The 19,363-nt window shown below is 67.8% G+C and carries 17 protein-coding genes; 4 read left to right on the top strand and 13 right to left on the bottom strand.

Features of this window, described 5'->3' with window-relative positions; genetic code table 11:
* The first annotated feature begins 217 nt into the window (after nucleotides 1-217).
* Nucleotides 218-3,058 carry a heavy metal translocating P-type ATPase gene (locus BAMB_RS24150; RefSeq protein WP_011659773.1) on the top strand — a complete coding sequence of 947 codons (2,841 nt, stop codon included), beginning with the start codon at nucleotides 218-220 and terminating at the stop codon, nucleotides 3,056-3,058.
* A gap of 54 nt (nucleotides 3,059-3,112) precedes the next feature.
* Here the strand turns inward: BAMB_RS24150 and BAMB_RS24155 are convergent, their stop codons facing one another.
* Nucleotides 3,113-3,349, bottom strand: coding sequence for a glycoside hydrolase family protein (locus BAMB_RS24155; protein ID WP_011659774.1), 237 nt, complete (start codon nucleotides 3,347-3,349; stop codon nucleotides 3,113-3,115).
* Here BAMB_RS24155 and BAMB_RS35530 point away from each other — a divergent pair.
* On the top strand, nucleotides 3,348-3,608 hold the full coding sequence (locus BAMB_RS35530) for a hypothetical protein (protein WP_158380543.1): 261 nt from the start codon (nucleotides 3,348-3,350) through the stop codon (nucleotides 3,606-3,608). The genes BAMB_RS24155 and BAMB_RS35530 overlap by 2 nt on opposite strands.
* A gap of 455 nt (nucleotides 3,609-4,063) precedes the next feature.
* On the opposite strand, the gene BAMB_RS24160 is transcribed toward BAMB_RS35530, so the two are convergent.
* The 4 genes from BAMB_RS24160 to BAMB_RS24170 form a co-directional block, all read right to left on the bottom strand.
* Complete coding sequence (locus BAMB_RS24160) at nucleotides 4,064-4,543, bottom strand: GNAT family N-acetyltransferase (RefSeq protein ID WP_011659775.1); 480 nt, start codon at nucleotides 4,541-4,543, stop codon at nucleotides 4,064-4,066.
* Nucleotides 4,544-4,766: 223 nt separating this feature from the next.
* Nucleotides 4,767-4,922, bottom strand: coding sequence for a hypothetical protein (locus tag BAMB_RS35535; RefSeq protein ID WP_006761860.1), 156 nt, complete (start codon nucleotides 4,920-4,922; stop codon nucleotides 4,767-4,769).
* A gap of 173 nt (nucleotides 4,923-5,095) precedes the next feature.
* Entirely contained in the window at nucleotides 5,096-6,610 is a 1,515-nt protein-coding gene (locus BAMB_RS35540) for a hypothetical protein (protein ID WP_011659776.1), read from the bottom strand.
* Between the two features lie 103 nt (nucleotides 6,611-6,713).
* Nucleotides 6,714-7,412, bottom strand: a complete 699-nt coding sequence (locus BAMB_RS24170) for an MgtC/SapB family protein (protein ID WP_011659777.1) — start codon at nucleotides 7,410-7,412, stop codon at nucleotides 6,714-6,716.
* Between the two features lie 111 nt (nucleotides 7,413-7,523).
* On the opposite strand from BAMB_RS24170, the gene BAMB_RS24175 reads away from it, so the two are divergent.
* Nucleotides 7,524-8,633 (top strand): AGE family epimerase/isomerase, encoded by a 1,110-nt coding sequence (locus BAMB_RS24175; protein WP_041491549.1) that lies wholly within the window; start codon nucleotides 7,524-7,526, stop codon nucleotides 8,631-8,633.
* On the opposite strand, the gene BAMB_RS24180 is transcribed toward BAMB_RS24175, so the two are convergent.
* Nucleotides 8,606-10,231: a methyl-accepting chemotaxis protein gene (locus tag BAMB_RS24180; RefSeq protein WP_011659779.1), complete on the bottom strand. Its 1,626-nt coding sequence runs from the start codon at nucleotides 10,229-10,231 to the stop codon at nucleotides 8,606-8,608. The two genes, BAMB_RS24175 and BAMB_RS24180, sit on opposite strands and share 28 nt — an antisense overlap.
* A 260-nt stretch (nucleotides 10,232-10,491) precedes the next feature.
* Here BAMB_RS24180 and BAMB_RS24185 point away from each other — a divergent pair, with 260 nt between their 5' ends.
* Entirely contained in the window at nucleotides 10,492-10,935 is a 444-nt protein-coding gene (locus BAMB_RS24185; protein WP_006757720.1) for a PaaI family thioesterase, read from the top strand.
* Nucleotides 10,936-11,057: 122 nt separating this feature from the next.
* On the opposite strand, the gene BAMB_RS24190 is transcribed toward BAMB_RS24185, so the two are convergent.
* The 7 genes from BAMB_RS24190 to prpB form a co-directional block, all read right to left on the bottom strand.
* The gene (locus tag BAMB_RS24190) at nucleotides 11,058-11,339 is read right to left on the bottom strand and encodes a type II toxin-antitoxin system RelE family toxin (protein ID WP_011659780.1); all 282 of its coding nucleotides are present in this window, start codon (nucleotides 11,337-11,339) and stop codon (nucleotides 11,058-11,060) included.
* A complete protein-coding gene (locus BAMB_RS24195) occupies nucleotides 11,329-11,577 on the bottom strand; it encodes a type II toxin-antitoxin system Phd/YefM family antitoxin (RefSeq protein ID WP_011659781.1) in 249 nt (82 codons plus the stop codon). Before BAMB_RS24195 ends, BAMB_RS24190 begins: the two co-directional genes overlap by 11 nt.
* A 142-nt stretch (nucleotides 11,578-11,719) precedes the next feature.
* Nucleotides 11,720-12,772, bottom strand: coding sequence for a CaiB/BaiF CoA transferase family protein (locus tag BAMB_RS24200; protein WP_011659782.1), 1,053 nt, complete (start codon nucleotides 12,770-12,772; stop codon nucleotides 11,720-11,722).
* Between the two features lie 358 nt (nucleotides 12,773-13,130).
* Nucleotides 13,131-14,321: a 2-methylaconitate cis-trans isomerase PrpF gene (gene prpF / locus BAMB_RS24205; protein ID WP_011659783.1), complete on the bottom strand. Its 1,191-nt coding sequence runs from the start codon at nucleotides 14,319-14,321 to the stop codon at nucleotides 13,131-13,133.
* Nucleotides 14,322-14,347: 26 nt separating this feature from the next.
* Nucleotides 14,348-16,942: a Fe/S-dependent 2-methylisocitrate dehydratase AcnD gene (gene acnD / locus BAMB_RS24210; protein WP_085963177.1), complete on the bottom strand. Its 2,595-nt coding sequence runs from the start codon at nucleotides 16,940-16,942 to the stop codon at nucleotides 14,348-14,350.
* Nucleotides 16,943-17,021: 79 nt separating this feature from the next.
* The gene (gene prpC, locus BAMB_RS24215; RefSeq protein WP_011659785.1) at nucleotides 17,022-18,194 is read right to left on the bottom strand and encodes a bifunctional 2-methylcitrate synthase/citrate synthase; all 1,173 of its coding nucleotides are present in this window, start codon (nucleotides 18,192-18,194) and stop codon (nucleotides 17,022-17,024) included.
* A 122-nt stretch (nucleotides 18,195-18,316) separates the two neighbouring features.
* The gene (prpB, locus tag BAMB_RS24220; protein ID WP_011659786.1) at nucleotides 18,317-19,210 is read right to left on the bottom strand and encodes a methylisocitrate lyase; all 894 of its coding nucleotides are present in this window, start codon (nucleotides 19,208-19,210) and stop codon (nucleotides 18,317-18,319) included.
* Between the last annotated feature and the right edge of the window lie 153 nt (nucleotides 19,211-19,363).

Here is a 19,363-nt window from a genome sequence, read left to right on the forward strand (position 1 = left end):
AGTTGCGGCTTCGATAGTCCCCGGGCGGCGGAAGGCAAAGCGGTCCGGATGCAATGCATCGGTGGGGCCGGGCTCCGGCATATAAGGGTGACAAATCGGCAGCCCCGGGCCGGTACACACGTCCGTGCGTTGCATCGTCGCCCCTTGACCTTCCCATCATGGGAATGTTGATACTGAGGTCATTCGCGGCACGAACCGCGCTTTTGGGGAATCCGACATGACTGAACCACTCGCGTCCGCGGGCTTGCAAACGATCGAACTGGCCGTCGACGGCATGCATTGCGGCGGCTGCACGGGCCGCGTGCAGCGTGCCCTCGCCGCCGTGCCGGGCGTCGTCGAGGCCGCGGTCGATCTCGACGCGCAGGCGGCGACGGTCACCGCGCAGGATACGGTCGAGCCCGCGCAGCTCGTCGATGCGGTCAGTGCGGCGGGATATCGCGCGACCGTGCGCGAAGCGGCATTCGAAACCGTCGCTGCCGCGCAGGCGGAGCACGCGCCACGCGCCGAAGCGCTGCCCGCCACGCCGGCGGCGCTGCCCGCGGCTGGGGCTGGGGCTGGGGCTGGGGCCGGGGCCGGGGCCGGGGCCACGATCGAACTCGAGATCGACGGCATGACCTGCGCGTCGTGCGTGTCGCGCGTCGAAAAGGCGCTGGCGAAGGTGCCTGGCGTCACGCGTGCGTCGGTCAACCTCGCGACCGAACGCGCGACCATCGACGCAGCCCCGGACGTTTCCGCGTCGCGACTGGCCGAAGCCGTACAGCAGGCCGGCTACGGCGCGACAGCGGTCGCAGCGCCGCCGCCGGCCGCCTCCCGCGATCTCGAATTCGACATCGGCGGCATGACGTGCGCATCCTGCGCCGGCCGCGTCGAAAAGGCGCTGGCCGCGGTGCCGGGCGTCGCGCGCGCGTCGGTCAATCTCGCGACCGAGCGCGCATCGGTGCATGGCGCCGGCGCGCTCGACGCCGCCGCGCTGATCGCGGCGGTCACGACGGCCGGCTACCGCGCATCGCTCGCCGCCGCGCCGGACGCCGGCGCTGTAGTCGAAGTTCCCTCCAGCGACGCGGCACAGGCCCCCGAGGCCCGCAAGCGCCGCGAAGCGATCCGCGAACGCAATCTGGTGATCGGCTCGGCCGTGCTGAGCGCACCGCTCGTCGTACCGATGCTCGTCGCGCCGTTCGGCATCGACGCGATGCTGCCCGGCTGGCTGCAGCTCGTGCTCGCGTCGATCGTCCAGTTCGGCTTCGGCGCGCGCTTCTACCGCGCCGCCTGGCACGCGGTGAAGGCGCGCACGGGCAACATGGACCTGCTCGTCGCGCTCGGTACATCGGCCGCGTTCGGCCTGAGCCTGTGGATGCTGGTGCGCGACCCCGTCGACCCAGGCCACCTGTATTTCGAGGCATCGGCCGTCATCGTCACGCTGGTGCGCTTCGGCAAATGGCTCGAAGCCCGCGCGAAACGCCAGACGACCGAGGCGATCCGCGCGCTGAACGCGCTGCGTCCCGACCGCGCGCGCGTCGTCGAGCACGGCGTTGAACGCGACGTGCCGCTCGGGCAGGTGCGCGTCGGCACGACCGTCAGCATCCGTCCCGGCGAGCGCGTGCCCGTCGACGGGCGAATCGTGTCGGGCCGCTCGCACGTCGACGAATCGCTGATCACCGGCGAAAGCCTGCCGGTGCCGAAGGACGACGGCGATCCGGTCACCGCCGGCTCGATCAACGGCGAAGGCGCGCTCGTCGTCGAAACCACCGCGATCGGCGCGGAGACGACGCTCGCGCGCATCATCCGCCTCGTCGAATCCGCGCAGGCGGAAAAGGCGCCGATCCAGCGGCTGGTCGATCGCGTGAGCGAAGTGTTCGTGCCGGCGATCCTCGGCATCGCCGTGCTGACGCTGATCGGCTGGCTGATCGCCGGCGCCGGCACCGAAACGGCGATCCTCAACGCGGTCGCGGTGCTCGTCATCGCGTGCCCGTGTGCGCTCGGCCTCGCGACGCCCGCGGCGATCATGGCCGGCACCGGCGTCGCGGCGCGCCACGGCGTGCTGATCAAGGACGCGCAGGCGCTCGAACTCGCGCAGCGCACGACCGTGATCGCGTTCGACAAGACCGGCACGCTGACCGAAGGCAAGCCGTCCGTGACCGCGTTCGACGCGGTCGGCATCCCACGTGAGCAAGCGCTCGCTCTCGCGGCCGCGGTCCAGCGGCAAAGCGATCATCCGCTCGCGCGCGCCGTGGTCGCCGCGCACGAAGCGGATGTCGTGGCCCGCGGTGGCGGCGCAGGTTCGGCCGATATCGTCGCGGCCGATGCGCGCGCGGTGGCCGGCCGCGGTGTCCAAGCGCACGTCGACGGGCAGCTTCTCGCGCTCGGCAGCACCCGCTGGCGCGATGAACTCGGCATCGACGTGCCGCCGGAACTCGACGCGCGTGCCGCCGAGCTCGAACACGCGGGCAACACGATTTCGTGGCTGATGCGCGCCGATGCGCCGCGCGCGTTGCTCGCGCTGATCGCGTTCGGCGACACCGTGAAGCCCGGCGCGCGCGACGCGATCGCCGCACTGTCGGCGCGCGGCGTCGCGAGCGTACTCGTGACGGGCGACAACCGCGGCAGCGCGGCGGCCGTCGCGGCATCGCTCGGGATCGGCGAAGTGCATGCGCAGGTGCTGCCCGACGACAAGGCACGCGTGGTGGCCGAACTGAAGCGCACGCACGGCGGCGTCGTCGCGATGGTCGGCGACGGGATCAACGACGCGCCCGCGCTCGCCGCGGCCGACGTCGGCATCGCGATGGCGACCGGCACCGACGTCGCGATGCATACGGCCGGCATCACGCTGATGCGCGGCGATCCGGCGCTCGTCGCCGATGCGATCGACATCTCGAAGCGGACGTACCGGAAGATCCAGCAGAACCTGTTCTGGGCGTTCGTCTACAACCTGATCGGCGTGCCGCTCGCGGCGCTCGGCTGGCTGAACCCGGTGATCGCGGGGGCGGCGATGGCGTTCTCCAGCGTCAGCGTCGTGACGAACGCGTTGTTGCTGCGGAGGTGGAAAGGACGGGCGAGGTGACGAAAGGAGGCGCGAACACGGGCGGAACGGCATTCTGCCCGCTGTTTGGAGGTTTCATCGGCTTCGACGGATCCACAGGTAATACGCACCAATCGCGACCAGCATCGCTCCGTCGATGACACCGAGAAACGGAAGCGGGCTCGTCCATTTATCCATATTGGTCGTGCGGGAGTAGTAGGGTGGACCGTCGCCGTATGCCTCGTTCAGATTGATCGCGTTGAACGCCGCAACGAACAGAATTGACATCAGCAATGTCGCACTGATCACTATGCGCAACAGGCGTTTTCGCATGTCAGTATTGAACCGTCAGTGGAACATAACACTCGGGCATGCCCTTCGTTGCGGCTTCGATCTCGCGAACGAAATTTTCCATTCCCGAATGGAGATTGATGCATCCGGCGGAGCCGGCATGCGTGCCCCCGTGGATAAAGAATCCGCCGCGACCGAACGTCCGGGTCCCAGGCATGACGTGGATAGTCAGTCGATAATCCCCCAGGCCGCGCGCGAAGCAAGGTTGTACCAGCGATTCTTCCACATTTGGGAAGGCTGAATCCAGTATCGACCTGATGGTATAGGGCCAACATTTTCCATCTGGTGGCGAGCGCTCGAATAATCGAAACTGCCGCGATTATCGGGACGGCCGGAAACTGCAGGATAGACACCCGTTGTATTCCCCGTCATGACCAAAAAACGCCCATCGAATCGGAGCGAAATGGAAGCGCGTGCGCAAGCGGGTACGGTCGGAATACCGCGTTCGGCAGCATACCTGTTCTCCATCGTTCGTTATCCTCGTTTATTGACGATTTGAGTGCGCCTACTTATCGGCCACCCATCATAAAAGGACAACGCTGGATTTCAGTCGCGGCACGGAATGACGCACACCGTGTTCAATGTGTTGAATCGGGCTGACGGGCCGCTCCAGAGCGCCTCGCGACTCGGGCGCGCTCCCATGTGAAAACATGTCGAACCGCAAACAGTGAGCGTCCGATCCTCGAATCTTCGCGGCTAGCCCGGCACGACCGGCTTGATCAGCGTCGTCGTGATCGGCGCGAAACCGCACGCCCGATAGAGCGCTCGTGCGGCCGTGTTGTGATTGAACACCGACAGCCCGATTTCGGTGACGCCGTGACGGCGTGCCTCGGCCTCGAGTGCCTCGAGCGTGCGCGTGGCCCAGCCCTGGCGGCGCCGGGACGGGACGATGTCGAGGTCGTAGATGAACAGCGTGCGGTTCGGCCCTTCGGGCACGATCGCGTACCAGAGGTCGCCGACCGTGTCGCCGGTGGCAGCCTCGATCAACTGGACGAGTGTCTGGCCGGAGGTGAGCAGGCCGTCGGGCAGCAGCGTATCGAAGCAGGCGCGGGCGCGGCCCGCCGCGTCTTCGCTCGCGTTCTGCCCGGAGGACACGAGATCGCGCGCGTAGCCGTCGATGGCGCGCGTGCGGTATGCGTGGAATTCGCCGGCCGTCATCGGCCGCATCTGCAGCATGGCCCGGGTGTCGCGAAGGAAGTCTGACTTCCAGTGTAGCGGGACGGTCGCACCGGCGCGCGATGCGGCGGTGAAAAACGGGCAGGCAATCGCGGCGAGCGCCGCGCCGGATCGGCGGATCGGCGGATCGGCGGATCGGCGGATCGGCGGATCGGCGGATCAGCGGATCAGCGAATCAGCGAATCGGCGAATCAGCGAATCAGCGAATCAGCGAATCAGCGAATCAGCGACGGTACACGACGATCGGCGCGAAGTTCGCACGACGCATGCGATCGGCTTCGGCGCTACGCGCAGCGTACGAGTATTCCGCGTCGAGCGGCAGGTGCGGGGAGACGAACAGATCGTCGATCTTTTGCAGCAGGGCAAGAATGAAGCTCATGTGAGACTCCTGAGATAGATCTAGGGTTTTCCCTTAGATGGACTCCATTCTAAGGGTTTTCCCTGAACTCTGCCAGCTCACCGCATCAGTTTGCCGCACCCGCGCCACCCGTCGACGGACGCGCCGCACCGCCCGCCCCGGCGGGCGGAGCGTTGCAGGTAGGGTCAGACGATTTAGTGCGTTCGACGCGCGCGCTTTGCGGCCGCCGCCTCACGGTTCGCGTTGCGCTGAAGCCGGTCGACCTGCGACAGCATGGCTTCGTGGTGTTCCGCGAGTGTCATCAGCGTTGCCTGCTGTGTCGACAGGTCGGCAGCCAGCCGGTCGATCCGCTGTTGCCGGGCTTCCAGATCCTGCTTCAGGTGCGCGATCTGCCGCGTTTGCAGCACCAGCGCGACGAGCCCGGCAAGCACGACGACCGCCAGCGCCAGCAGCAGCCGGTTGACGCGACGCATCTCGCGGTCCGCCGCCTGCTTCAAGCCGGCCGTCTCGGCCTGCAGCGTGGCAAGCCGGTCCGACAGCGGGCGCAGATGAGTGTCGGGGTCGAAGTCCGACGCACCCGGTTGCGCACGATCCGCCGACGGCTTCGTCACGAACGACGCGGCTGACGCCACCGGCTGTACGACCGGCGAGGCCGACGCTGCGGTTGCTCGCGCGGCGTCGCGGGGGCTCGCGGGACTTGCGGGACTTGCGGGAATCGCTGCAACTGCGGGCTCGGCCAGTTCGGCCGCCGCCTGCGGTTCAGCAGCAGAAGGCTCGGCGTGCGCCGGCATCGATTCCAGCTCGGCGCCGACCGCCGCCGCTTCCCGCGCGCCGGCCACCGCTGCCGGGTCGCGTCTACCAGCGGCCGCACGTCGCCTGCCGCCGGAGGATGCGCGGCGCCCCTTCGTGGTCTCGGCGGGCGTCCGCGCTGCTTCATCCTGCGTGACCGGCGCAGCGGCACCTTCCGCCTCGGCGTCCGCTTTAACGGGACGGGCGCCGAGCACCGCGTCGAGCGCACCACCTACCGCCGCGGCATTCGACGTCGCATGATCCGCGTTCGTCCCGGCCGCGTCGCCGGCTTTGGGCACGCTACCTTTCTTCACATGGCCGTCGCCGGTTACCGGCTCACCGGCCGCGGCCACCGCAACGCCATCGGCATGCCACGCATCGGCGCGCTTCGTTGCGTCGGCATCGGCCGCGCGCGCGGCGTTGGCGTTGGCGTTGGCGTTGGCGTTGGCGTTGGCGTTGGCGTTGGCGTTGGCGTTGGCATCAGCATCGGCATCAGCCACATCACCATTTCCCCGCGTCGCCGCAGACGCTCCCGTCATCGCAACATCGGCAGCCTGCTCCACCGCATCGACACCGTCGCCGTCCGCATCCGCATCCGCAGCGTGACCGTGCGCGGCGAATCCGTCCAGCATCGCCTGCCGACCAGCGTCCTCGCCAGCCGCAGCAGCGTCCGTGTCGCCATCCGCCATCGCGTCATCACGCGCGACGACCGGCGCACGCGCCGCCGGCTCGAGCACCGGATCGCCGAACAGGTCGAGCGTGCGTTCGTCCCGCGACGCCTCGCCAGCCGCCGCGTGACCGGACCGCGCGGTGGCCTTGGCGGCTGTGTCTGCCGCGGCCGCGACGGAGCGCAGGCGCGAACGGGCCGACGAGCGGTCGGAGCGGGAACGGGAGCGAGGCAGGGAAACGGATTCGGTCATGGAGTCGGATTACAAGCCCGCGAACGCGGAATCGGAGGTCGAACGGAATCAGCGACGGCCATTGTCGCATGACCGATCGCCGATCCGATCGATCGGATGCCGTCTATTCGTCGCCCGACAACCCGTTGCCTTCGTCGAATCGCGTCACGCACGACAGCGCGCGCAGCTTGTCGCAAATCGCGCGGTATTCGAGATCCGACACGCGGCCGAGCGCGATGCGCACCTCGTCGTGCTCGCCGGTGTCGTCGGCGCGCTGCACGATGAATTGCTTCACGCGCGCGCTGTCGGGGCCGAGCGCCGCGTGCAGCGAATCGAACGTCAGCGCGCCGCTTACGACCGTCAGCGTGAACTGGCGGCGCTGCCGCACGGTGAAGTAGCGCCGCTCGAGCGGCTTGATGCCGGCCAGGATGATCAGGATGATGATCGTCGCGGAGATCGACGCGGCGTACAGGCCGCCGCCCACCGCCAGGCCGATCGCGGCGACCGACCACAGGCTCGCGGCCGTCGTCAGCCCGCGCACGATCTCGCCGCGCAGCAGGATCGAGCCCGCGCCGAGGAAACCGATGCCCGACACGACCTGCGCGGCGATCCGCGACGGGTCGAGCACGATGTGGTCGCTGGTGCCGAGCACGTCGGCGAAACCGAACGCCGACACGATCATGATGAGCGTCGAGCCGACACAGACGAGCATGTGCGTGCGCAGGCCAGCCGCCCACGACAGGCGCTCACGCTCGAAGCCGATGACGCTGCCGAGCGCCGCCGCGAGAACCAGCCGCATCACGAGTTCCAGGTTGCCGAGCATCCGATTTATCTCCTTTTTTGGGGGCGGCCGCGCGGAATGGTTTATCCTTGGGCCCGGCCGCGCCGCTCCGGGCCGCGCCGACTCGATTCGATCCAAGCGCTCAATCCCGCCATGTCCGTTCCCGATTCCGATTCCGCTCAGACCGCCCGATTGCGCGACCATTTTGCGCACGTCATCTTGCCGATCTGGCAGGGTTCAGGGTTCGACCACACGTTGCGGCTGCCGTTCGAGGCCGTCGATCCGGCCACCCATGCCCCGCTGCCCGCCACCCGTTATCGCGCAATGGCATGCGCGCGGCAACTGTTCGTGTTCGCGCAGGCCGGCAACACCGCGCACGCGGCCACGCTGTTCGACTCGCTGTGCAGCCGCTTCCGCGACCCGCGCCACGGCGGCTGGTTCTACAGCGTCGACGCGCAAGGCGCGCCGCTCGACACGACCAAGGACCTCTATACGCACGCATTCGTCGTGTTCGCGTGCGCCGCATGGCATGCGGCGTCGGGCGACGCCGCGGCGCGCACGGTCGCCGAGGACACCGCCGCATTGATCCAGGACCGCTTCGCGCCGCAGCCGGGCGACGCGCTGCTCGACGCCGCGCGCCACGCCGATTTCTCGTCGTCGGGCGGCGGCGCGCTGCAAAACCCGTTGATGCACCTGACCGAAGCATGGCTCGCGGCCGCCGATGCGTTCGGCGATGCGGCGTTCAACGATGCGCTCGCACGCACCGCGCAGGCCGTCGAGCGCACGTTCGTCGATCCGGCGACCGGCTGCGTCGCCGAGCTGCCGCTCGGGGCGCCCGACAACCGCTTCGAGCCCGGCCACCAATTCGAATGGTTCTATCTGGTCGACGCGGCCGGCGCTCGGCTCGCGCAGACCGGGCTTCCCGACGCACTCGCGCGCGCGTTCGCGTTCGCCGAGCAGCACGGCATCGATCCGCAGACGGGCGCCGTATGCGCGGCCGTCGACGCGCAAGGCGCGTGCATCGACGGCACGCAGCGAATCTGGGCGCAGACCGAATACCTGCGCGCGCTCGCGACGCACGGCGGCACGCCCGCTTCCGCGCCGCTCGCGCGGCAGATCGAGCGCTTCGCCGCGCGCTTCCTGCATCCGCGCGGCTGGTTCGAGTGCAAGACGGCCGACGGGCAGGTGTCGCGCGCCGACATGCCGTCGACGACGCCCTACCACCTCGCGACCGCTTACGCGGCGCTGCCCGCCGCGTCGTAACCGGCGTCGGCAAACGACGGCGCGCGCTGTTCGCGAACCCCGTGAATCGCGCGCGCGTCGCCCAGCTCGAACACCGACACCGCCTGCATCAGGTGCGCGGTCTGCTCGTTCAGCGACGCGGCCGCCGCCGCGACTTCCTCCACCAGTGCCGCGTTTTGCTGCGTCAACTGGTCCATCTGCGTAACGGCCTGGTTCACCTGCTCGATGCCGACGCTCTGCTCGACCGACGCGGCCGTGATCTCCGACATCGTCTGCACGACGCGCGTGATCGACGCCGATACCGTCCGCATCGCGTCGCCGGCACGCTCGACGAGTTCCGAGCCGCCGTCGATCTGCGCGACCGACTCCTCGATCAGCGCCTTGATCTCCTTCGCCGATTGCGCGCTGCGCTGCGCGAGCGAGCGCACTTCGCCCGCGACCACCGCGAAGCCGCGGCCCTGCTCGCCGGCCCGCGCGGCCTCGACCGCCGCGTTCAGCGCGAGGATGTTGGTCTGGAACGCGATGCCGTCGATCACCGAAATGATCTCCGCGATCCGGCCGGAGCTCTGCGCGATGCCACGCATCCGGTCGATCACGCTGTCGACCACGCCGCCGCCGTGACGCGTCGCGTCGAGCGCCGCGTCGGCCAGTGCGCTGGCCGCACGGGCGCTGTCGGTGTTCTGGCGCACGGTCGCGGTCAGTTCCTCCATGCTCGCGGCGGTTTCCTCGAGCGATGCGGCCTGCGTGCCCGTGCGCGCGGACAGGTCCGCGTTGCCGCCGGCGATCTCGCCCGCACCGAGGTGGATCGCGTCGGACGCTTGACGCACGGTGCGCACGGTGTCCGCGATGCTCGCCTGCATCGCGGCGAGGCCGCGCAGCATCCGGTCGATCTCGAACACGCCCGCCGGCCGCACGGCTTCGTCGAGCCGGCCCTGCGCGATCCGCTCGAAATGGCGGCCGGCTTCGTCCAGCGGCGCGACCACCGCGCGCCGCGCACCCGCGTAAATGGCCGCGCTGGCCGCGAGCATCGCCACCAGCAATACGATGCCGACCCACTTGAACCACTGCATCCCGCTGTCGATCGTGTCGAGCGCGGCGCGGCTCGACGCGCCGCCGTAGTCGACGAAGCGGTGCAGTTCGGCGAGATACGCGTCCTGGAAGCGTTGCGTCGGCTGGTCGAGGAACGCCTGGATGTTGTCGGCGTCGAGGAACTGCACGAGTTCGCCCAGCGCGCCGCGCAGCGCGCGATAGCGCTCGGCGAGCGCCGCGACCTGCGCGCGGTTCGTTGCGTCGACGGCCTGCGCGGCCGTCAGCGCGGCGAACGCCTTGTCCGCTTCCGCGAGCGAAGCGCTCGCATGGCGGATGATCTCGTCGGGTTTCGGGCCGCCGCGCACCATCCGCGTGCCGGCACGCGACAGGTTCACGCGCGCGTCGAGCAGGCGCTCGCTCGCCTGACTGGCCGCACCGACCTGCGCGATCGCGACGTTCGACAGATCGTCGACGCCGCTGCGCGTCGACGCGAGCGCCCAGAAGCCGAGCGCCTCGATGGCGACGAGAAAGAGGCAAAACACGGTCAACACGCCGAGCAGACCCGACGCGAGCTTGATTTTTCCGAACATGGGGGGAGATTCCTGGAGAGCCGACGATGGAGCAATGCCCCGGCATTAGCGGCATTTCTTCGTCGGACTTTAGGCTCTCGGCCCGGCGATCTCCGTCATTCCCGCCGAATCGCCGGCAAACGAGCATGACTCGCGCGTTCGACGCAATAATCGCGGCGCATCGCGCCGGTAATTGCAAGAAACGTGGACGAATTTCCTTGCTTATCCGCAGCCCCCTTCCTAGAGTTCAGCGCAAGCGGACATGGATTGCGAGGAAGTCGATGACGGACATCACGGACCACGCGCGCGGCGCATTGCGCGCGCAACCGTTCAGCATGCTGCTGCGTACGGAGCTGATGCATATCGGCGACAACGAGGTGTCGCTGTGCCTGCCCGTGCGGGACGAACTGCGCCAGCAGCACGGCTTCGTGCACGGCGGCGTGATTGGCTATCTCGCCGACAACGCGCTGACGTTCGCCGGCGCGCTCGTGCTCGGCCCGCGCGTGATCACCGCTGAATACAAGATCAACTACCTGCGGCCGGCCGTGAATGGCACGCTCGTCGCGCGCGCGAAGGTCGTCTACGCGGGGCGGCACCAGGCGACCTGCCAGTGTCACGTCTTCGTCATCGACGGCGATCACGAGCGGCTCGTCGCAATCGCGCAAGGGACGATCAACCGCGTCGGCGACGGCAAGATGCCGGATTCGCCGGAGGAAACGGCGTAAGTTGCTTTGTACCCAAAGGCCGGCGGATTGCCTGCCCGCGCATTGAGGATCGCACGTCCGGACACCGGCGATGCGACGTGGCCGGCAAACCGCGGCAGCACACGCGTCGCGCGTCGTCCGGCCTACCGCTTCATCGCGGCAAGATAGACGGCATCGCGGTCACGGCGACCGACTGCGACAACCAGTACGATCACTTCCGTATCGCGCACTTCGTAGACGAGTCGGTAGCCGACGCTGCGCAGCTTGATCTTGTAGCGATCCGGATGGCCATGCAGCTTGGCCGACGCAATGCGGGGATTCTCGAGGCGCTCGGCGAGTCGGGATTTGAACTGGTCGCAGATGGTGCGATCGAGCTTCTTCCACTCCTTCAACGCAGGTTCGAGAAAGGCAAGCTCAAAGGTCATTCAGCTTGACCTTGACGACCTTGTCCTTCGCACGCGTATTGGCAAGCGCGTTGTCTTCTATATCTTCGAGACGTTCGACCATCGCTTCCCACGTCTTCGCCGGGATGCAATAGAACGCGGGCTCGTTGTGATTCAGAATCGCAACCGGAAAGCCCTCGCCCGCCGCGACGGTTCCCATCGGATTGCGCTTCAGTTCCGAAACGCTCGCCGTAACATTGGCCAGAATGGTGTGAGGCATATCGGCTCCTTCGTTGATCGAGGCCCGATTTTACTCTATTTAGCACCAAATTTGATGCCATATTTGGCACCCACCGAATTGGCTGTCCCGTGCGCAAGCGCATATCGCGAGTAGCGCTTTCGAATCGGCGAGCCGGCGCCACCTATTCCGCGTCGTCGCCCCTCAGCGGCAAAAATCGCGGCGCCACGCGCGCCCGGACGTTGCCGTCCCCGTCGACGCGATAAATCCCGCGCGCCGCATTGTGCGGGTGCTCCACCGCTTCGGCCACGCTCAGCACCGGCGCAAAGCATGCGTCGCTGCCTTCGAGCAGCGCGCGCCAGTGCGCGGAGGGCTGCTGCGCAAATACCTCGGCGAAACGCGCCTTCAGCGCCGGCCAGCGCGCGCGGTCGTACTGCGACGCGGGATCGACGTCGGTCAGCCCGAGCCGCTCGACCAGCAGCGCGTAGAACGGTGGCTCGAGCGCGCCGATCGTCACGCATTCGCCGTCCGCGCAGCGATATACGTCGTAGAACGGCGCGTCGTGGAAGAGGCTTGGCTGCGCGCCATCGAGCTGGCCGTTCGCGCGCGCCCACAGCGCGAGCGAGCCGAGCATCGACACGATATCGACGATCGCGCCGTCGACCACCCGCCCCGGGCCGCCGCCGCGCACGTCGAACAGCGCGCAGACGATCCCGAACGCGAGCCCGAGCGCGCCACCCGCATCGCCGACGACGGTCGGCGGCACGCCGGGGCGGCCGTCACGCGGCGCGGACAGCGACAGCAGCCCCGTCAGCGCGACGTAGTTCAGGTCGTGCCCGGCGGCCGTCGCGAGCGGCCCGTCCTGGCCCCAGCCCGTCATCCGTCCGTACACGAGCTTCGGATTGCGGCGTGCACAAGCGTCGGGCCCGAGGCCGAGACGCTCCATCACGCCCGGTCGCAGCCCCTCGATCAGCGCATCGGCCTGCGCGATCAGCGCGAGCGCCGCATCGCGGCCGTCCGGTGTCTTCAGATCGAGCTCGACGACCGTCTTGCCTTCGCGCAGCAGGTCGCCGTCGCGGCCCTGCAACGCGTCCGGCGCACTCGTGCGGCCGGCCGGACGCGCGATCAGCGTGATGCGCGCGCCCATTCCGGCGAGCATCCAGCCCGCGAGCGGGCCGGGGCCGAGACCTTCGAATTCGACGATATGGACGCCGGAAAGCGGCGCATCAAGCGACATACGGTTCTCCTGTCGGCCCCCGTTAGCGTTTCAGCGCTTACGGGTGCCCCATGCTTCGCGGTGGACCAGCGTTGGCGCTTTAGCGCTTACGCGGGTCCCATGCTGCGCGGTCGCCCAGCGTTAGCGCTTTGGCGCTTATGCGGGTCCCAAGCTTCGCAGTCAACCACCGTTAGCGCTTTGGCGCTTACCGGCGTCCATGCTTCGCGGTCAACCACCATTAGCAGCCCGCACCCCAACGCAACGCATCGCCCACCGAATCACACGCGTCAAATGAAAAAATCCCCGCGCAGCGGTTCCGCTTCGCAGGGATCGGGACAAGGTTCGCGCGTGCAGGCTTGCACGTGAAAACCATCGTGCGTCAGAACGCGTCGCCCGGCACCCTCACCCACCCCTCCATCAGCACACGCGCGCTGCGGCTCATGATCGCCTTCGTGACGGTCCACTCGCCGTTCTCGAGCTGCGCTTCCGCGCCGACGCGCAGCGTGCCTGACGGATGCCCGAAGCGCACCGCGTTGCGCGCACCGCCGCCCGCCGCGAGATTCACCAGCGTGCCGGGAATCGCCGCGGCCGTGCCGATCGCGACCGCCGCCGTGCCCATCATCGCGTGGTGCAGCTTGCCCATCGACATCGCCCGCACCAGCAGGTCGACGTCGCCCGCATTCACGCGCTTGCCGCTCGACGCGACATAGTCGGCCGGTTTCGCGACGAACGCGACCTTCGGCGTGTGCTGGCGCGTCGCGATCTCGTCGAGCGTGTCGATCAGGCCCATGCGCAGCGCGCCGTGCGCGCGAATCGTCTCGAACTTCTCGAGCGCCTTCGGGTCGCCGTTGATCGCGTCCTGCAGCTCCGTGCCCGTGTAGCCGATCGCTTCAGCCTCGACGAAGATGGTCGGAATCCCCGCGTTGATCATGGTCGCCTTCAGCGTGCCGATGCCCGGCACGGCCAGGTCGTCGACGAGGTTGCCGGTCGGGAACATCGAGCCGCCCGCGCCTTCTTCCTCGGCGGCCGGGTTCATGAACTCGAGCTGCACTTCGGCGGCCGGGAACGTGACGCCGTCCAACTCGAAGTCGCCCGTCTCCTGCACCGCGCCGTTCGTGATCGGCACGTGCGCGACGATCGTCTTGCCGATGTTCGCCTGCCAGATCCGCACGGTCGCGACGCCGTCGCGCGGCACGCGCGACGCATCGACAAGACCGCCGCCGATCGCGAACGGGCCGACCGCCGCCGACAGGTTGCCGCAGTTGCCGGTCCAGTCGACGAACGCCTTGTCGATCGCGACCTGCCCGAACAGGTAGTCGACGTCGTGACCGGGCCGCGTGCTCTTCGACACGATCACCGTCTTGCTGGTGGACGAAGTCGCGCCGCCCATCCCGTCGATCTGCTTGCCGTACGGATCGGGGCTGCCGATCACGCGCAGCAGCAGCGCGTCACGCGCGGCGCCCGGCGTCTGCGCGGCATCCGGCAGGTCCTGCAGCCGGAAGAACACGCCCTTGCTGGTGCCGCCGCGGATGTAGGTCGCCGGAATCCTGATTTGCGGAATGTGAGCCATGTTTGCGTTATCCCTGTGTGATCCGGTCAAGCCGCCTGCGACGATTCGAGGAAGTCCTGCGCGAAGCGCTGCAGCACGCCGCCCGCGTCGTAGATCGACACTTCCTCGGCCGTATCGAGCCGGCACGTCACGGGCACCTCGACACGCTCGCCGTTCTTGCGTTGAATCACGAGCGTGAGATCGGCGCGCGGCGTACGCTTGCCGATCACGTCGAAGGTCTCGGTGCCGTCGATCCCGAGCGTGGTGCGGTTCGTGCCCGGCTTGAACTCGAGCGGCAACACGCCCATCCCGATCAGGTTGGTGCGGTGAATCCGCTCGAACCCTTCGGCGACGATCGCCTCGACGCCCGCGAGCCGCACGCCCTTCGCGGCCCAGTCGCGCGACGAGCCCTGGCCGTAGTCGGCGCCGGCGATCACGATCAGCGGCTGCTTGCGGTTCATGTACGTCTCGATCGCCTCCCACATGCGCATGACCTTGCCTTCCGGCTCGACGCGCGCGAGCGAGCCCTTCTTCACCGCGCCGTCGACGACCGCCATCTCGTTGATCAGCGTCGGGTTCGCGAAGGTCGCGCGCTGCGCGGTCAGGTGGTCTCCCCGGTGCGTCGCGTACGAGTTGAAGTCTTCTTCAGGCAGGCCCATCTTCGCGAGGTATTCGCCAGCCGCGCTGTCCAGCAGGATCGCGTTCGACGGCGACAGGTGGTCGGTCGTGATGTTGTCGCCGAGCACCGCGAGCGGGCGCATGCCCTTGAGCGTGCGTTCGCCGGCCAACGCGCCTTCCCAGTACGGCGGGCGACGGATATACGTGCTCTGCGCGCGCCAGTCGTACAGCGGCGCCGCACGCTCGCCCGCATCGGCCGTGCGCGCGAACATCGGTTCGTAGACCTTGCGGAACTGCTCGGGCTTCACGCTCGACGCGACGATCGCATCGATCTCCTCGTCGGTCGGCCAGATGTCCTTCAGTGTGACGGGCTTGCCGTCCTGGTCGTGGCCCAGCACGTCCTTCTCGATGTCGAAGCGGATCGTGCCGGCGATCGCATACGCGACGACGAGCGGCGGCGACGCGAGGAACGCCTGCTTCGCGTACGGGTGGATGCGGCCATCGAAGTTGCGGTTGCCGGACAGCACGGCGGTCGCGTACAGGTCGCGATCGACGATTTCCTGCTGGATCTTCGGATCGAGCGCGCCCGACATCCCGTTGCAGGTCGTGCACGCGAACGCGACGATGCCGAAGCCGAGCTTTTCCAGCTCCGGCAGCAGGTTCGCTTCTTCCAGATACAGCTCGACCGCCTTCGAGCCCGGCGCAAGCGAGCTCTTCACCCACGGCTTGCGCGTGAGGCCCTTCGCGTTCGCGTTGCGCGCGAGCAGCGCCGCGGCAATCACGTTGCGCGGGTTGCTGGTGTTCGTGCAGCTCGTGATCGCGGCGATGATCACCGCGCCGTCGGGCATCTCGCCCGGCTTTTCTTCCCACTGGCCGGCGATCCCGCGTGCGGCGAGATCGGACGTCGGCAGCCGCTTGTGCGGGTTCGACGGGCCGGCCATGTTGCGCACCACGCTCGACAGGTCGAACGTCAGCGTGCGCTCGTATTGCACGTTGCCGAGCGTATCGGCCCACAGGCCCGCCGTCTTCGCGTAGGTCTCGACCAGCTTCACCTGCTCGTCGCTGCGGCCGGTGAGGCGCAGGTAGTCGGTCGTCTGGCCGTCGATGAAGAACATCGCGGCCGTCGCGCCATATTCGGGCGCCATGTTCGAGATCGTCGCGCGGTCGCCGAGCGTGAGGCTCGCGGCACCTTCGCCACGGAATTCCAGATACGCGCCGACCACCTTTTCCTTGCGCAGGAACTCGGTCAGCGCGAGCACGACGTCGGTCGCGGTGATGCCGGGCTGGCGCTTGCCGGTCAGCTCGACGCCGACGATGTCGGGCAGGCGCATCCACGATGCGCGGCCGAGCATCACGTTCTCCGCCTCCAGGCCGCCGACGCCGATCGCGATCACGCCGAGCGCATCGACGTGCGGCGTGTGGCTGTCGGTGCCGACGCAGGTGTCCGGGAACGCTACGCCGTCCTGCGCCTGGATCACCGGCGACATCTTCTCGAGGTTGATCTGGTGCATGATGCCGTTGCCCGGCGGGATCACGTCGACGTTCTCGAACGCCTTCTTCGTCCACTCGATGAAGTGGAAGCGATCCTCGTTGCGGCGATCCTCGATCGCGCGGTTCTTCGCGAACGCATCCGGATCGAAGCCGCCGCACTCGACGGCGAGCGAGTGGTCGACGATCAGCTGCACGGGCACGACCGGGTTCACCTTCGCGGGGTCGCCACCGCCGTCGGCGATCGCGTCGCGCAGGCCGGCGAGATCGACGAGCGCCGTCTGCCCGAGGATGTCGTGACACACCACGCGCGCCGGGAACCACGGGAAATCGCGGTCGCGCTTGCGCTCGATGATCTGCTTCAGCGAATCGGCAAGGATCGCCGGATCGCAGCGGCGCACGAGGTTTTCGGCGAGCACGCGCGACGTGTACGGCAGCGTGTCGTAGGCGCCGGGCGCGATCGCTTCGACCGCGGCACGCGCGTCGAAATAGTCCAGCGACGTGCCGGGCAGGGGTTTGCGGTAGGCAGTATTCATCATGTGGGGCGGGAAATCGGGGTATGACGTCCGGCGCGCGCCGGCGCCCGTTTCTCGGGGCCGGCGCGCGGCTGGCGGATCAGCGCTTCTCGATCGGCACGAACTGCAGGTCTTCCGGCCCCGTGTAGTTCGCGCTCGGACGGATGATCTTGTTGTCGACGCGCTGCTCGATGATGTGCGCGCTCCAGCCGGACGTGCGCGAGATCACGAAAAGCGGCGTGAACATCGCGGTCGGCACGCCCATCATGTGATACGACACGGCGCTGAACCAGTCGAGGTTCGGGAACATCTTCTTCGCGTCCCACATCACCGATTCGAGGCGCTCGGCGATGCTGTACAGCTTCAGGTCGCCGGCTTCCTTCGACAGCTTGTGCGCGACGCCCTTGATCACCTTGTTGCGCGGATCGGAGATCGTGTAGACCGGGTGGCCGAAGCCGATCACGACTTCCTTGTTCTCGACGCGGCGGCGGATGTCGGCTTCGGCATCGTCCGGCGAGCTGTAGCGGCTCTGGATTTCATATGCGACTTCGTTCGCGCCGCCGTGCTTCGGCCCGCGCAGCGCGCCGATCGCGCCGGTGATCGCCGAGTAGATGTCCGAGCCCGTGCCCGCGATCACGCGGCCGGTGAACGTCGATGCGTTGAACTCGTGCTCCGCGTACAGGATCAGCGACGTGTGCATCGCGTCGACCCACGACTTCGACGGCGTCTTGCCGTGGAGCAGGTGCAGGAAGTGGCCGCCGATCGAATCGTCGTCGGTCTCCGTCTCGATGCGCTTGCCGTTGTGCGAGAAGTGATACCAGTACAACAGCATCGAGCCGAGCGATGCCATCAGGCGGTCGGCGATGTCGCGCGCGCCCGGCAGGTTGTGGTCCTCCTTCTCCGGCAGCACGGTGCCGAGCACCGACACGCCGGTACGCATCACGTCCATCGGGTGGGCCGATGCCGGGATCTGCTCGAGCACGGCCTTCAGCGCGTTCGGCAGGCCGCGCATCGCGCGCAGCCGGGTCTTGTACGCGGCCAGTTCGGTCATGTTCGGCAGCGTGCCGTGCACGAGCAGGTGCGCGATTTCCTCGAATTCGCACGACTCGGCGACGTCGAGAATGTCGTAGCCGCGGTAGTGCAGGTCGTTGCCGGTCTTGCCGACCGTGCAGAGCGCCGTGTTGCCGGCCGTCACGCCCGACAGCGCCACCGACTTCTTCGGCTTGAATGCGCCTGCGGCGGCCGGTGCTGCTGCGTCTTTCGTCTCGCTCATGTTTCCGTTCTCCAATAGGTATCTGGGTAGCTGTCGACCGCACTTGGCGCTTCAGCGCTTTGGCGCTTGGCGCGGTCGCGTGCAAAGCGTTCCGGGAATCGTGTCCCGGTGCGCGGGCCGCGTTACTTCTTGCCCTGCGCGAACAGTTCGTCGAGCTTGCGCTCGTATTCGTGATAGCCGAGGAAGTCGTACAGCTCCGCGCGGGTCTGCATGGTCGGCACGGCGGCCTTCTGCGTGCCGTCGCGGCGCAGCGTCTCGTAGAAGTTCAGCGCGGCCTTGTTCATCGCGCGATACGCGCCGCAGCAGTACAGCGCGATGTCGACTTTCGCCTCGCGCAGCTCGTCGACCGTGAACAGCGGCGTCGAGCCGAATTCGGTCAGGTTCGCGAGGATGGGCACCTTCACGGCTGCCTTGAAGCGACGGTAATCGTCGAGCGTCTTCATCGCTTCCGGGAAGATCATGTCGGCGCCGGCTTCCACGTAGGCAATCGCGCGCTCGATCGCGGCGTCGATCCCTTCGGCGGCGGCCGCGTCGGTGCGGGCCATGATCACGAACTGGTCGTCGGTGCGCGCATCGACCGCGGCCTTCACGCGATCGACCATTTCCTCGAGCGGCACGACTTCCTTGCCCGGACGATGGCCGCAGCGCTTCTGGCCGACCTGGTCTTCGAGGTGAACCGCCGCGACACCGGCATTGATGAACGAGCGGACCGTGCGCGCGATGTTGAACGCGCCGCCCCAGCCAGTATCGATGTCGACCAGCAGCGGCAGGTCGGTCGCGTTGGTGATCCGGGTCGCGTCGATCAGCACGTCTTCCATCGTGCTGATGCCGAGATCGGGGATCCCGAGCGAATTCGCGGCGACGCCGCCGCCCGACAGGTAGACGGCCTTGAAGCCGACGGCCTGCGCCATCTTGGCCGCGTACGCGGTGATCGCGCCGACCACCTGCAGCGGCTGCTCGGCCGCGACTGCCGCGCGGAATTTCGCGCCGGCGCTCTGAAGATGCGTGTTGCTCATGAACGGCCTCCTGAAGGAATGACCATTAACAGCAAGGACCGGGCCAGCTCGCAAAATCCCGCTAACTCACTGATTCTTAAGCAACCGGCACGAGTGGTGAATCGCCCGACGATTTCAATTCGGCAATTTCAGGTTTCAAAAATGAAATCGCGC

This window comes from Burkholderia ambifaria AMMD (assembly GCF_000203915.1).
Taxonomy (GTDB): Bacteria; Pseudomonadota; Gammaproteobacteria; order Burkholderiales; family Burkholderiaceae; genus Burkholderia; species Burkholderia ambifaria.